Consider the following 12,819-nt stretch of genomic DNA (forward strand, 5'->3'; position numbering starts at 1 on the left):
TCCCCCCTGGTTGCTTCTCCTTGGAGGATGCAAGGATGGATGGCGCTCCCGGCGCCTTCCGTCGCCCGGAAGCGATGGGCATGCGGAGAGACCATAAATGCGCCCAAATCCTGGGCTCGGGCCGTAATGAGGATTACCCATGAAAGCCTTCTTCTCCGGCTCCATTCACAAAAACCTGACCTTCCTCGTCCTGCTGGTCGCCCTGCCGGCCATGGCGCTTGGCGCCTACACCATGCTCGAAAGCCGCCTGCACGCCGAGCGGGACGCCAGGCAAAACACGATGAACCTCCTGCGCAGCCTGACGTCCATGCAGACCGGCATCGTCAGCGAAGCCAGGCTGCTGCTCACGACACTAGGACATCTCCCCGAAGTGAAAATCGGCTACCGGGCGGCCTGCAACCAGCGTTTCACCGTGCTGCTCGGCGAGCATCCCGAGTTGTCCAACATCTTTCTGACCGACAAATCCGGCATCGTCATCGCTTCGGGCCTGCCGGCCTTTCTCGGCAAGGACCTCTCGGACCGGTTTTATTTCAAGGAGGCCATGGCCAGTCGGAAATTCAGCGCGGGAGTTTTCAATGTCGGACGGGCCTCGGGCCTGCCCATCCAGGTCTTCGCCCTCCCCGTCGGGGACGGGGAATCGCGGTATGTCGGCGTCATCGGCGATTCCTTCAAGCTGCAATTCTATCACAAGTTCCTCGACAAGCTGGATGTGCCGCCCCAGGCCTGGGTGGGCCTCTACGACCGCAACGGCCTGCGCATGCTGTCCTATCCGTCGGATACGACACGTCCCCTGGGCGAACCCCTGGAGGCGGCCTTGTGGCGGCGCATCGACGAAGCCCCGGCGGACGAAGGAATGCTCGACGACCACCGACAGGACGGAAAGCGTTACCTGCTGGCCTATGCCCGGCTGCGTCTGCGACCGACGGAGCCGCCCTACGCGACCCTCGTCGTTTCCATGGACTGGCAGGATACCTTCCGGGAGGCCCGCAATCGGTTTATCCGCTCCATGGCGCTGATGGCCCTGGTGGTGGCGGTGACGCTGCTTGTCGCCCGGCGCATGGGCCGGGTGGCGGTTCTGGCCGGCCTCGACAGCCTCATGGACGCGTCGGACCGCCTGGGCAAAGGGGACCTGGCCGCCCGGGCCCAGGCCGATTCCGGCAGCCTGGAAATCCGGCGGCTTGCCGCGACGTTTAACGACATGGCCCAGGGCCTCGAGACGCGGGACGCGGCGTTGCGGCTGCGGGACCGGGAACTGGCCAAAATACAAAATCTGCTCAACAACATCCTCGAATCCATGCCCTCGGCCATCATCGCCCTGGACGAAGACGGGCTTGTGACCCATTTCAACGGCAGCGCCCAGGCCATGTGCGCCCTGTCGCCGGAAAAGGCCATGGGCCGACCGCCGGCCGATGTCCTGCCGCTGCTGTCGGCCCATCTGGACAAGCTGCAACTGGCCCTGCGCCAGCGGCAGGTCCAGCGCGTGGAGCACGAGCACCTGCGTCTTAACGGTATGGAGCACCTTTTCGACCTCCAGTTCTATCCGCTGGTGGCCAATGGCGTAAACGGCGCGGTCATCCGCCTCGACGACGTCACGGAACGCGAGCGCCTGCGCGAAATGATGATCCAATCGGAAAAGATGGCCTCGGTCGGGGGACTGGCCGCCGGCATGGCCCACGAGATCAACAACCCGCTCAGTTCCATCCTCCAGGCGGCCCAGGTCTGCCTCATGCAGTGCGACCCGGCCATCGAGGCCAACCGCACGGCCGCATTGGAGTGCGACTGCACCATCGAGGCCGTGGGGTGCTACATGGAGCGGCGGCGCATCGTGAAATTCCTGGAAGGCATCCGGGACGCGGGCAAGCGGGCGGCCCAGATCGTGTCCAGCATGCTGGAGTTCTCCCGCAAAAGCGACTCGCGCCGGGCCCCCGCGGACATAAACGCGGTCCTCGAGCACAGCCTGGCCCTGGCCGCCACGGATTACGATCTGAAAAAGAAGTACGACTTCCGACACATCGACATCGTCCGGGACTATGCCCCCGACCTCCCGGAAATCCAATGCATCCGGACCGAAGTCGAGCAGGTCCTGCTCAACCTGTTCAAAAACGCCGCCCAGGCCATGTCCGCCAGCCCCGCTCCCGGCCGCAAGCCGGCCATCACCGTGCGGACCCGGCTGCGGGACGACCATGTGCGCATCGAGGTGGGCGACAACGGCCCGGGCATGGAGGAACTCGTCCGCACCCGGGTGTTCGAACCCTTCTTCACCACCAAGGAGCCTGGCGAAGGCACGGGGCTCGGACTGTCCGTTTCCTATTTCATCATCACCACCAACCACGGCGGCACGATCCGGGTGGACTCCCAACCGGGGCAGGGAGCCACCTTCATCATCGAACTGCCGCTTGCGGGGCGCGCATGACCGGCCATCCCATCACCATTCTCGTCGTCGACGACGAGGAGACCATCCGCGAAAGCCTGCAGATTTTCCTGGAGGCCCGGGGATGGGACGTGCTGACGGCGGCAAGCGCCGAGCAGGCCCTGGAGGTCCTGGCCAGCCGGCCCCTGGACGGAGCCATCGTGGACATCCGCCTGCCGGGCCAAAGCGGCGACGCCATGATCCTCACCGCCGCCCCGCGCTATCCCGCCGTGAAATGGGTCATCTGCACCGGCTCCATGGAATTCGCCCCCGGGCCCGAACTGACCGCCGTCGGCGTGACGGCGCAGGACGTTTTCACCAAACCCGTCGCCGATATGGGGCTGCTCGCGGACCGGCTCGAGCAGCTTCTGCGATAAAGGACCTCGCCCATGACCGCTGCCTCCGTCCGCATCCTGACCATCGACGACGAGGACATGATCCGGGAAACTATCGCCGTCTACCTGGAGAACAGGGGGTTTGCCGTCTTCGAGGCCGCCAACGGCCGGGAAGGGCTGGAACGGTTTCTCGCCGAGCGCCCCGATCTGGTCCTGGTGGATTTGCGCATGCCGGAAATGGACGGCCTGGACGTCCTGGCCAGGATACGGGACGTCTCCCCGGACACCCCCACCATCGTGGTCTCCGGCACGGGGGTCTTGCAGGACGCCATCGAGGCCATCAAGCGCGGCGCCTGGGACTATGTGACCAAACCCATCCAGGACATGGCGGTCCTGGGCCTGTCCGTGGACAAGGCCCTGGAACGGGCCAGGCTGTTGCGCGAAAACAAGGCCTACCAGGAAAATCTCGAGGCCCTGGTGCACGAGCGAACGGCCGAGGTGGAAAACACCCGCCGCCAGATCATGCAGCGCTTAAGCCGCGCCGCCGAGTTCAAGGACAACGAGACCGGCCGGCATGTCGTTCGCGTGGGCGAGATCAGCGCCCTGATCGGGCGGGCCGTGGGCCTGTCCCCGGAAGAATGCGACATGCTGCGGGAATGCGCCCCCCTGCACGACCTCGGCAAGATCGGCATCCCCGACGCCATCCTGCTCAAGCCCGGCCCGCTGACGTCCGAGGAGTGGGAAGTCATGAAACGCCACTGCCTGTTCGGCTGCGAAATTCTCGGTCCGCTCGGCAGCCTCAAGGATGCCAAGGCCTGGTGCTCGGACCCCCTGGCGCCGACGCGCGGCATGGACCACAATCCGCTGCTCAACCTGGCCAGGACCCTGGCCCTGCTGCATCACGAACGCTGGGACGGCCAGGGCTATCCCTTTGGCCTGCGCGGGGAGGACATCCCCCTCGAAGCACGCATTGTGGCCGTGGTGGACGTCTACGATGCCCTGCGGAGCTCCCGGGCCTACAAGAAAGCCTTTTCGGTGGAGGCAAGCCTGGGAATTCTGCGCCAAGGGGCCGGGACCCAGTTCGATCCGCAGATCGTGGAGGTCTTTTTCGCGCATCTCGATGCCATCCGGGACATCCGCAACAAGTGGAAGGACGAGGAGGAGAAGGGATCATGAGCGAAAAAAAAGACGCCGGCCCACCGCAGCCCCCCGGTGTCCCGTCCGGCCGGGAAACGGGCGCGCCCGCCGCGTCGCCCCCCTACGTTCGGGACGAACTGGCGCTTTTCCACGCCCTGCTGGACCGCGCCAACGATCCCATCTTCCTGGTGGATACCCATTCCGGGGTGTTGCTCGAGGCCAACCAGGCCGCCATCGACCTGCTGGGGCTCAGCAAGGTGGACCAGGCCTGGAGATCCCTGCTGCAAAATTTCAGCGTGGTCCGGCATGCCCCGCTGTCCCAGGGCCTCGACGACGTTCCCGAGGGGGAAACCCACGAAGTCGCCTACACCGACCGGTCGGGCGTCGGGCGGTTGTTCGAGCTGACGCTCAGCACCATGCGCATCGACGGCCATCGCTACACCGTGGGCGTGGCCCGCGACATCACCACGCGCAAGGAGACCGAATGCGCCCTGCGCCACCGGGAACAACAGCTGCGGACGTTTTTCGAGACCGCGCCGGTCGGCATCTTCACCACCACGACGTCGGGACGCCACCTGTTTTCCAATGCGGCCAACGCGCGCATCCATGGCTACGCTTCCCCGGAGGCGTTCCAGCAGGCCGTCGGAGAGGAGGTCGTCAGCCTCTATGTCGATCCCGACGAGCGCAAGGAATTCCTGGAACGGCTCAAGCGCGACGGCGCGGTGGAAAGCTTCGAAACCCGACACAGGAAAAAAGACGGCTCCATCATCTGGATCGCCGTCTGGGCCAAGCTGGGCCAGATTTCGGATGACGGGGAAGGCCACATCGAAGGATTTTGCATCGACATCACCGAACGCAAGAAAGCCGTGCAGGAAATCCGGGAGGCCAGGGAATACCTCAACAGCATCGTCAACACCATCGGCGATCCGATATTCGTGAAAAACGAGCAGCATCGTTTCATGCTGGCCAACGACGCCCTGTGCGCGCTCATGGGGCGGCCCCGGGAGGAAATCCTGGGCCGCACGGACATGAATTTTTTCCCCCATGACCAGGTGAACGCGTTCTGGAAGGTGGACGATTTGCTGCTCGCCACCGGCCTGCAAAACGTCAGCGAAGAGAGCCTGACCGACGGGCGTGGGGTACTGCGTACCATTGTCACCAAGAAAACCCGCTATGTCGATGCACTGGGCCAAAGAAGCGTGGTCGGCGTCATCCGCGACATCACCGAACGCAAGCGGATGGAGCGCAGCCTCGAAGCCTCGGAGGAGAAGTTTCGCAGCATCGTGGAATCCTCGCCCACGGCCATGTTTTTTTATCACCTGGAGCCGGACGACAGGCTGCTGCTGACCGGGGCCAACCCGGCGGCCGACGCGCTTATGGGCCTGCGGCACCAGACCTTTATCGGCAAGCCTCTGGAAGACGTGTTTCCAGGCCTCGCCCGCACGCCCTACCCCGCCCTGTACCGGCAAGTGGCCCGGGGGGACGTCGGCGCCCAGTCCTACGAGGCCCCCTACCAGGACGAGCGCCTGTCGGGGCACCATGACGTCCGCGTCTTTCGCACCGGGCCGGACGCCATCGTCGTGGACATCCTCGACGTCACCGAACGCCTGCGGCTCCAGGAGATGATGGTCCAGTCGGAAAAGATGGCCTCGGTGGGGGGGCTGGCCGCCGGCATGGCCCACGAGATCAACAACCCCCTCAGTTCCATCCTCCAGGCGGCCCAGGTCTGCCTCATGCAGCTCGATCCCGCCCTGCCCGCCAACCAGGACGGCGCGATTTCGTGCGGGTGCAGCATCGAGGCCGTGCGCTGTTACCTTGAGAAACGCCGCGTGTTCAAATTCCTCGCGGGCATCCAGGAGGCGGGCAAACGCGCGGCAACCATCGTCGCCAGCATGCTGGAGTTCTCCCGCAAAAGCGAATCCCGGCGGGCCCCGGCCGACATCAACGCCGTCCTGGAGCGCGGCGTGGAGCTGGCCTCCACGGATTACGATCTGAAAAAGAACTACGATTTCCGCCACATCAACATCATACGCCGCTACGCCGAGGATCTGCCCGAGGTCACCTGCACGCGCACCGAGATCGAGCAGGTGGTCCTGAACCTCTTAAAAAACGCCGCCCAGGCCATGGACGGCCATCCGCCGGCCGAGGGCGAGCCGACCATCGTTCTCGAGACATCGCGGACCGATACGGGAGTGCGCATCGAGGTGACCGACAACGGCCCGGGCATGGCCGATCCGGTGCGTCGTCGGGTGTTCGAGCCGTTTTTCACCACCAAGGAACCGGGACTCGGCACCGGGCTCGGGCTGGCCGTGTCCTACTTCATCATCACCGCCAATCACGGCGGGGCCATCCGCGTGGAATCCGAGCCGGGCAAGGGCGCGACCTTCATCATCGAACTGCCTGCGGAGCGGTGGCCATGAGCGCCCGGCGGCCGACGCTTCTGACCATCGACGACGAGGACATGATCCGCGAGACGATCGCCGTCTATATGGAGAACCGGGGGTTCACCGTGTTCGAGGCCCCGGACGGCCGACGCGGACTGGAGCTGTTTCTGGAAAAACGGCCCGATCTGGTCCTGGTCGATCTGCGCATGCCGGAAATGGACGGGCTGGAAGTCCTGGCCAGACTCCGGGACATCGCTCCGGGCACGCCGACCATCGTGGTCTCCGGCACCGGGGTCCTCTCCGACGCCGTCGAGGCCGTCAAACGCGGGGCCTGGGATTACATCATCAAACCCATCCAGGACATGGCCATCCTGGGGCTGGCCGTGGACAAGGCCCTGGAGCGGGCCGACCTGAAGCGGGCCGTGCGCCAGGCCGAACAGCGCTACTCCTCTCTGGTGCAAAACATCCCGCTGCTCATCTTCGGTCTGACCGAGGGGCTGCGCCTGGAATTCGTCAACCAGGGCTGCCGGACGCTTTTGGGCTACACCCGGGCGGAGGCCCTGGCCGAACCGGACTGGCTGCTGCGGCGCATCGATCCCGAACAGCGCGACTGGGTGCGCGGCAAGCTCGAGGAATGTCTGGGCGATTGTTCCCGGTCCTTTTCCCGCCAGTGCAAGCTGCTCCACAAAAGCGGCCGGACCGTGCACGGCGTGCTCAAATCCATCCCGGTTTCCAGTTGCACCGGCCACGAGCCCCGGTTGCGGGTCGAAGGCTGCATCATGGACATCGGCGACCGTATGCTTCTGGAGAAGGTGCTCGTCCAAAAAGAAAAGATCCACACCCTGGGGGCCATTTCCGCCGAAGTGGCCCATGAGATTCGCAATCCCCTCATGGCCATCGGCGGGTTCGCCAAGCGGCTGACGCGAAAAATGCCGGAGCTCGAGGAAGCCGCCATCATCCTGGAGGAAGCAGGCCGGCTGGAGCGCTTCGTCAATCGCATCCGGGACTATCTCAATCCGGTGCGCCAGCATCCGGTGCCGGTGGTCGTGGCCGATGTGGTGCGCGACTGTCTGGCGCTGCTGGCGCCGGAACTGACCGGGGCTGGCGTGACGCCCCGTCTCGACCTGGAGGCGGCGGCCGTCGTGGTCCGGGAGGACCCGGACATCCTGTCCCAGGTGGTGATAAACCTCATCCGCTGCACTTTGACAGCCCTGCCGCCCCGGGGGGGCATGTGGCTGACGGCCCGTGGCGGCGAGGGGTTCGTCCATCTGGAGATCGGCGGGGATCAGGCCCATCCCGTGGCGGATGCGGAAAAGGTCTTTTTGCCGTTCGACGCGGGCGGGGAGACGATCGGGCTTCCGGTCTGCTTCCGTCTCATGCGCAGCATGGGCGGGGCGTTGCGGTTCGAGCAGCAAGACGGCAGGGGCTGGTTCATCATGTCGGTGATGACGGCCGAGACCCGGCAGACAACGAACGGCGCCGAGATGGCAGGCGGGGATGCGGCGGTTCAAACGCCAGGCACGGAAGCGCAATAGCCGCATGCGATCGGCGCCAACAACGTCGATCGCATGCGCCCGGCTCTGACACGCCCCCCCGGTTTTTCAGCCGGCAGAGGCTGCCATGTCCGAGAGACCCGGGTTCGTTCCCCGCTCACCGATATCGGGTGGGGTCGGGAATGCCGGCCTCGGCAAAGCCCTTCTTGCGCAAAAGGCAGCTGTCGCAACGCCCGCAGGCAAGGCCCGAAGGATCGGGGTCGTAGCAGGAATGGGTGAGCCCGTAATCCACGCCGAGCCGCGTGCCCAGGCGCACGATGTCGGCCTTGGTCAGGTGCAAAAGCGGCGTGTGGATGGTGATGTGCAAGTGCCCTTCCACCGCCTCCTTGACCGCCAGGTTGGCCATGGCCTCGAAGGCGGCCACGAACTCCGGCCGGCAGTCCGGATAGCCGGAATAATCCAGGGCGTTGACGCCGATGTAGATGTCCTGCGCGCCGAGCACCTCGGCCCAGCCAAGGGCCATGGACAGGAAGATGGTATTGCGCGCCGGCACGTAGGTGACCGGGATTTCCGCCTCCATGGCGGCCACGTCGCGGTCCTTGGGCACGGCGATGTCGGCCGTCAGCGCCGAGCCGCCAATGGCCCCGAGCGGCAGGGGCAAAATGAGATGGGCGGCAACGTCCATGGCCGCGGCCACGCGTTTTGCCGCCTCGAGTTCCACCTCGTGGCGCTGGCCGTAGGCAAAGCTTAGGGCGCAGGGCGAAAATCCCTGCTCGCGGGCCACGGCCAGGCAGGTCGTGGAATCGAGCCCGCCCGAAAAAAGCACCACCGCCTTTTTTCCCGGCATCGTCATATCGCGTTCCTCATACGCCCCGGGCCTCGGGGCTCCAGATGTATTTGTGCAGTTGCAAGGCCAGCCTGGCCCGGGACGCGTCGGCCACCATCCAGGCGGCCAGTTCGGCGGGATCGAGCCGGCCGGCAACGGGTGAAAAATGGACGATGTTTCCGGCCGGCACGCGGCGGGCCACCTCCCGGGCAAAACAGTAATCCTCGCGCCCGGCCAGCACGAACTTGACTTCGTCGCGGGGCCGCAGCCGGTCCAGGTTGGCGTAGTCGTTTTTTCCTTCCATGCCGCTGCCCGGGCATTTGACGTCCATGACCGCGATCACCCGGGGATCAAGGACACCGATGTCCAGGCTGCCGTTGGTCTCGACCAGCACGGTCGCCCCGGCGTCGGCCAGGGAGGCGGCCAGAGCCGGCGTTTGCGGGTCCAGCAGCGGCTCCCCGCCGGTCAGCTCCACGAGCGGCAGCCCGAGGGCCAGAAGTTTTTGCCGCGCCTCGTCCGGGGACATGGGCGCAAACGAGGCGGTCGCGTAGCGCGTGTCGCACCAGGAACAGTCCAGATTGCAGCCGGACAGGCGCAAAAAGGCGCAGGGATAGCCGGCGTAGCTCGACTCGCCCTGGATGCTGGCGAAAATTTCGTGGACCCTAAGCATCAGACGTCTTCCGTATAGCTGGCCACAAGCCCCTTGCTTTCCTCCACCGTCACCCGCGCCAGATGCACCCGGTCGTCTTCCAGCCGAGGGCGCACCTCGCCGAATATCCAGGCCGCGATGACCTCGGCCGTGGGCGGCGAGAGCTCGGGAATGTCGTTTAGGCAGGCATGGTCGAGCCGGGCGAAAACCGCGTCCAGGGCGGCGCGGATGTCCAGGAAATCGGCCACCATGCCGTGCTCGAGGCGTGTGGCGACAAGGTGGAGCGTGACCGCGAAGTTGTGGCCGTGCATGGACGCGCAGGGCCCGGGATGGCCGGGAAGCCTGTGGGCGGCGCTGAAGGAACCGGAAACGGTGACGGCGTAGGTACCGGGCATGGACGTTCTCCCCCAAGACGTTGAACATGAAGGGCAGGCACGTTAGGAAGGCCTTCTTTTCCTGTCAATCCCGCAATGACCGATCCCGGCCCGACCCGGCCGTCAAGGAGTCCCCAATGCCCACACCGAAAGACGACGTAAGCACGCTTAAGACCCTCGGCCAGGGAGCGACGCGCTACCCGCGCACCGTCACCCCGTCCCTGCTGGAGACCTTTCCCAACGCCTACCCCGACCGGCGCTACGAGGTGACCTTTTCCAGCGAGGAATTCACGAGCCTGTGCCCCAAGACCGGCCAGCCCGACTTCGGCCGCGTCAGCATCCGCTACGTGCCGGGGGCGCGCTGCATCGAGTCGAAATCGCTCAAGCTCTACCTTTTCAGCTACCGCGACGAGGGCACGTTCATGGAGACGCTGACCAACCGCATCCTGGACGATCTGGTTGCGGCCTGCGATCCGCTGGAGATGGAGGTCACGGGCGAATTCGCCGCCCGGGGCGGCATCACGATCACGGTCGCGGCCCACTACGTCCGGAAATGACCTCCCGCCGGCCGGTTTTCAGGGCTTGCCCCGGCCGGCCAGCCACGCCTGCCACAAAAGCGGCTGCGCCCCGGGATTGGCCCTGGCGTAGTCGTAAAACCGACGCAAGAAGGCCAGCCGGTCTTCGGCCAACCGCGCCTTTTCGTATTTGCCCGAAACGTCGGTTAGATCCGCACCCCCAAGGAGCCACTGCCGGCGCAGGATGTCCTCGAAGGAGACCTGCCCGGCATTGGCCAGCATGTCGTCCATGGCCATGAACGTCGTGGTGCGGCCCCGACCCGCCCGGCAATGGAAATGGAGCCATACGCCCGGCTCGAGCGTCCGGTAGAAGCGCAAGAACCGGTCCACGGCCGCATCGTCCGGCCGGGTGTGGTCGGAAACCGCCACCCGAAACGTGCCGATGCCCAGCGCCGCCAGGGCATCAGCCTCGCTTCGCGCCGCGGCCGGTCCCATCGTGACCGTGACAGGGGGCTTTTTTTTGCCCGTGGCCGGGTCCTTGCGATGATCCTCCACGGCCACGGCCGGCTTTTCGTCGATGCCGGCGAGCAGCGAAGCCTCAGCTGCGGCCACGGCCGGCGCGCGCTCGCCCGGATTGCCCTGATTTTGCGGCGCATACCAGGACACGGCCGCTTCGCCCAGCATGCCGTGGGATTCCCGACGCAAATCGACCACCGTCACCGGCCCCGGCAGATTGGCGGCCAGCACGCCCAGTTGGCCGGGGGAAAATTCGGCGCTGCCGGAAATGCGCAGGCCGTCCAGTCCGGTCCGGGACGGCGCGGGGCCGGACTCCCGGCGAAACGGAAACGCACAGGTGCGGAAATTACGCGGCAGAATTTTCCCGGCCGACGCGTCCAGACTGAGCACCGGTCCGGACGCGTCCCTGGCCGCCCAGACCGGCGCGGCGCAGGCGAGAACAAGGGCCAAAAGCAAGGAAAAACGGATTTTCATGGAGCCTCAATAGCCTGTATCGACACGTCTGCAAAGCGTGCGCGCCCTGTGGCATGAAAGCTGCTTTGAAAAAAAGCCATCAGGGAGGATGATCATGTTCGCACCAAGCATCCAGTTGGAATACGTCAGCTTTTATGTTCCGGACGAAGACGTGTGGCGTGAGGAGACCGTCAAGGTTCCGTCCCGCCCCGAGACCGGCCAGGAATGCACCTTCGCGGACGAGGATTTCGAGGCGTTCTGCCGGCGCTCGCTCCTCTAAAATATCCCGCTGGCGGAACAGGCCCGCGTGCCTTGGCAGGGAGGACGGCTTCCGGTTACAAGACGGAAAAAGCGCATCCGGCGTAACCCGGACGCGCTCGCAACGTCACCAGACGGAGGTCCCATGAAACGCCTGCTCTGCCTGCTGGCCCTTTTGGCCTTTGCCGTGACGGCCATGGGGTGTCCGCCCCACCGCCACCACCACCCGGTCCCGCCCACACCGCCGGGCGCGGTCATGCCCCATCCCGGCCCGGGCCACCCCGCCCCGCCGCATCCGTAGGACCTTTTTAGGAAGGAAACCTGGGGGGAAACCTTTCTGGAGAAAGGTTCTCCCCCCAGGCCCCCCTTCCAAAGACTTTCCTGGTTACGCACAATCCTCAGCCAGTTTGAGCAACCTGTAAGGCATGGGCGGTGTTCGCAAGGAGACCCAGGCCAACCGCGTGAGCATTGTCGCCAAGTCATAACGGCGATTGAATCGATATCCGAACGAGGCCAGATAGCGCGGCACGTGCTTGCCTCTCACGGCACGATATGTCCCCAATAATGCTGACTTCACATTGCCAAGCATGGTGTTGACCCACTTAAATACTGAGTCCTGCACAGCCTTGCGGCCACTGTCTTGAACGGGTTCGTGCCGACAGCCCGCAGCCTGGACCTCGGAAAAACATGGCAACCGGTCCGTCACCACCAATGTCCCGGAACGCAAGATTTTCTGAGATGCCCGCTGCACCTCATTGCGCCGAAATCCTTTGACTCGGCACAGCTTCATCTTGTGTGGTTGTCCACTCTTTGTCGTTTCAACTGCCGCTATAAACGGAATTTTTCCTGGGGCACCACGTCCACGTTTCCCACCGCGTCGTTTGCCGCCAAGGTAAGCATCGTCCATCTCTACGCGGCCGGTGAGACGTTGCTGGTGTTCACGTTCGAGCATGACCTGCATCAGCTTGTGAGAAATTTTCCAGGCCGTCGTTTGCGTGACACCAAGTCTGCGAGCTAATTCGACACTGGAGATGCCGCCCTTGCTCTGAGTGAGGTGATAAATGGCGCGGAACCACTTCTTGAGGGGAACTTTAGTGGAAGCGAAGATTGTGCCAGCGGTCACCGAAGTCTGCGTACGGCAATGTGAGCACTGAAAGAGCCGTCGCCTGCCAACAATAAGCAGCGAGTACTTATCCCTGCCGCAAATTGGACAAACGAAGCCTTCGGGCCAACGCCATTGCACGAGGTGGGCCCAACATTTATCCTCGGTGCCGAATTGCGCCTCAAAGGCATCTTCGCTCATACCCTTCTGGAATTGCACAATGTTTCTTGCCATATCCAGCGCCTCCAACCCCCAGAAAATACACAAAACAATGATCGCTGACAATTAGCTGATGATTGTATGTAAGCAGGAAGACTTTTACCGATAACAGCTTGTCACCGTAAAAGTTTTTCGGAGGGGAGAGCGC

Annotated in this window: 13 protein-coding genes; 8 read left to right on the plus strand and 5 right to left on the minus strand. The window is 64.4% G+C overall.

The features are described from left to right. Positions 1 to 139: 139 nt before the first annotated feature. From K9F62_19960 to K9F62_19980, 5 genes are read left to right on the plus strand one after another with little or no spacing between them, the layout of a single operon-like run. Positions 140 to 2,413, plus strand: a complete 2,274-nt coding sequence (locus tag K9F62_19960) for a PAS domain-containing protein (protein ID UJX40927.1) — start codon at positions 140 to 142, stop codon at positions 2,411 to 2,413. Then, a complete protein-coding gene (locus K9F62_19965; protein ID UJX40928.1) occupies positions 2,410 to 2,787 on the plus strand; it encodes a response regulator in 378 nt (125 codons plus the stop codon). Before K9F62_19960 ends, K9F62_19965 begins: the two co-directional genes overlap by 4 nt. A gap of 12 nt (positions 2,788 to 2,799) precedes the next feature. Further along, complete coding sequence (locus K9F62_19970; protein ID UJX40929.1) at positions 2,800 to 3,921, plus strand: response regulator; 1,122 nt, start codon at positions 2,800 to 2,802, stop codon at positions 3,919 to 3,921. Continuing rightward, positions 3,918 to 6,302 (plus strand): PAS domain S-box protein, encoded by a 2,385-nt coding sequence (locus K9F62_19975; GenBank protein UJX40930.1) that lies wholly within the window; start codon positions 3,918 to 3,920, stop codon positions 6,300 to 6,302. Before K9F62_19970 ends, K9F62_19975 begins: the two co-directional genes overlap by 4 nt. Beyond that, positions 6,299 to 7,801 carry a response regulator gene (locus K9F62_19980; GenBank protein UJX40931.1) on the plus strand — a complete coding sequence of 501 codons (1,503 nt, stop codon included), beginning with the start codon at positions 6,299 to 6,301 and terminating at the stop codon, positions 7,799 to 7,801. The genes K9F62_19975 and K9F62_19980 overlap by 4 nt, the downstream gene beginning before the upstream one ends. A 115-nt stretch (positions 7,802 to 7,916) precedes the next feature. On the opposite strand, the gene queC is transcribed toward K9F62_19980, so the two are convergent. Genes queC through queD form a run of 3 tightly spaced genes read right to left on the minus strand, consistent with a single transcriptional unit; the run spans position 7,917 to position 9,629 of the window. Beyond that, positions 7,917 to 8,612 carry a 7-cyano-7-deazaguanine synthase QueC gene (queC, locus tag K9F62_19985; GenBank protein UJX40932.1) on the minus strand — a complete coding sequence of 232 codons (696 nt, stop codon included), beginning with the start codon at positions 8,610 to 8,612 and terminating at the stop codon, positions 7,917 to 7,919. Between the two features lie 10 nt (positions 8,613 to 8,622). Continuing rightward, entirely contained in the window at positions 8,623 to 9,255 is a 633-nt protein-coding gene (locus tag K9F62_19990) for a radical SAM protein (GenBank protein UJX40933.1), read from the minus strand. Then, the gene (gene queD, locus K9F62_19995; protein UJX40934.1) at positions 9,255 to 9,629 is read right to left on the minus strand and encodes a 6-carboxytetrahydropterin synthase QueD; all 375 of its coding nucleotides are present in this window, start codon (positions 9,627 to 9,629) and stop codon (positions 9,255 to 9,257) included. Before queD ends, K9F62_19990 begins: the two co-directional genes overlap by 1 nt. Positions 9,630 to 9,745: 116 nt before the next feature. Between queD and queF the strand changes: the two genes are divergently transcribed. Continuing rightward, positions 9,746 to 10,165 (plus strand): preQ(1) synthase, encoded by a 420-nt coding sequence (queF, locus tag K9F62_20000; protein ID UJX40935.1) that lies wholly within the window; start codon positions 9,746 to 9,748, stop codon positions 10,163 to 10,165. A gap of 18 nt (positions 10,166 to 10,183) precedes the next feature. Here the strand turns inward: queF and K9F62_20005 are convergent, their stop codons facing one another. Further along, entirely contained in the window at positions 10,184 to 11,113 is a 930-nt protein-coding gene (locus K9F62_20005; protein UJX40936.1) for a hypothetical protein, read from the minus strand. A gap of 94 nt (positions 11,114 to 11,207) precedes the next feature. Here K9F62_20005 and K9F62_20010 point away from each other — a divergent pair, with 94 nt between their 5' ends. Both K9F62_20010 and K9F62_20015 read left to right on the plus strand, forming a co-directional pair. Continuing rightward, positions 11,208 to 11,372, plus strand: coding sequence for a hypothetical protein (locus tag K9F62_20010; protein ID UJX43280.1), 165 nt, complete (start codon positions 11,208 to 11,210; stop codon positions 11,370 to 11,372). A 123-nt stretch (positions 11,373 to 11,495) separates the two neighbouring features. Continuing rightward, positions 11,496 to 11,651: a hypothetical protein gene (locus K9F62_20015; GenBank protein ID UJX40937.1), complete on the plus strand. Its 156-nt coding sequence runs from the start codon at positions 11,496 to 11,498 to the stop codon at positions 11,649 to 11,651. A gap of 84 nt (positions 11,652 to 11,735) precedes the next feature. Here the strand turns inward: K9F62_20015 and K9F62_20020 are convergent, their stop codons facing one another. After that, a complete protein-coding gene (locus K9F62_20020) occupies positions 11,736 to 12,686 on the minus strand; it encodes an IS1595 family transposase (protein ID UJX40938.1) in 951 nt (316 codons plus the stop codon). Positions 12,687 to 12,819 lie beyond the last annotated feature (133 nt).

It is taken from the genome of Desulfovibrio sp. JY (genome assembly GCA_021730285.1).
In the GTDB taxonomy this organism is placed as follows: Bacteria; Desulfobacterota; Desulfovibrionia; order Desulfovibrionales; family Desulfovibrionaceae; genus Solidesulfovibrio.

Coding starts and splice junctions, on each gene's coding strand:
- K9F62_19960 (UJX40927.1), top strand. CDS start 140: ATGAAAGCCTTCTTCTCCGGCTCCATTCACAAAAACCTGACCTTCCTC.
- K9F62_19965 (UJX40928.1), top strand. CDS start 2,410: ATGACCGGCCATCCCATCACCATTCTCGTCGTCGACGACGAGGAGACC.
- K9F62_19970 (UJX40929.1), top strand. CDS start 2,800: ATGACCGCTGCCTCCGTCCGCATCCTGACCATCGACGACGAGGACATG.
- K9F62_19975 (UJX40930.1), top strand. CDS start 3,918: ATGAGCGAAAAAAAAGACGCCGGCCCACCGCAGCCCCCCGGTGTCCCG.
- K9F62_19980 (UJX40931.1), top strand. CDS start 6,299: ATGAGCGCCCGGCGGCCGACGCTTCTGACCATCGACGACGAGGACATG.
- queC (UJX40932.1), bottom strand. CDS start 8,612: ATGACGATGCCGGGAAAAAAGGCGGTGGTGCTTTTTTCGGGCGGGCTC.
- K9F62_19990 (UJX40933.1), bottom strand. CDS start 9,255: ATGCTTAGGGTCCACGAAATTTTCGCCAGCATCCAGGGCGAGTCGAGC.
- queD (UJX40934.1), bottom strand. CDS start 9,629: ATGCCCGGTACCTACGCCGTCACCGTTTCCGGTTCCTTCAGCGCCGCC.
- queF (UJX40935.1), top strand. CDS start 9,746: ATGCCCACACCGAAAGACGACGTAAGCACGCTTAAGACCCTCGGCCAG.
- K9F62_20005 (UJX40936.1), bottom strand. CDS start 11,113: ATGAAAATCCGTTTTTCCTTGCTTTTGGCCCTTGTTCTCGCCTGCGCC.
- K9F62_20010 (UJX43280.1), top strand. CDS start 11,208: ATGTTCGCACCAAGCATCCAGTTGGAATACGTCAGCTTTTATGTTCCG.
- K9F62_20015 (UJX40937.1), top strand. CDS start 11,496: ATGAAACGCCTGCTCTGCCTGCTGGCCCTTTTGGCCTTTGCCGTGACG.
- K9F62_20020 (UJX40938.1), bottom strand. CDS start 12,686: ATGGCAAGAAACATTGTGCAATTCCAGAAGGGTATGAGCGAAGATGCC.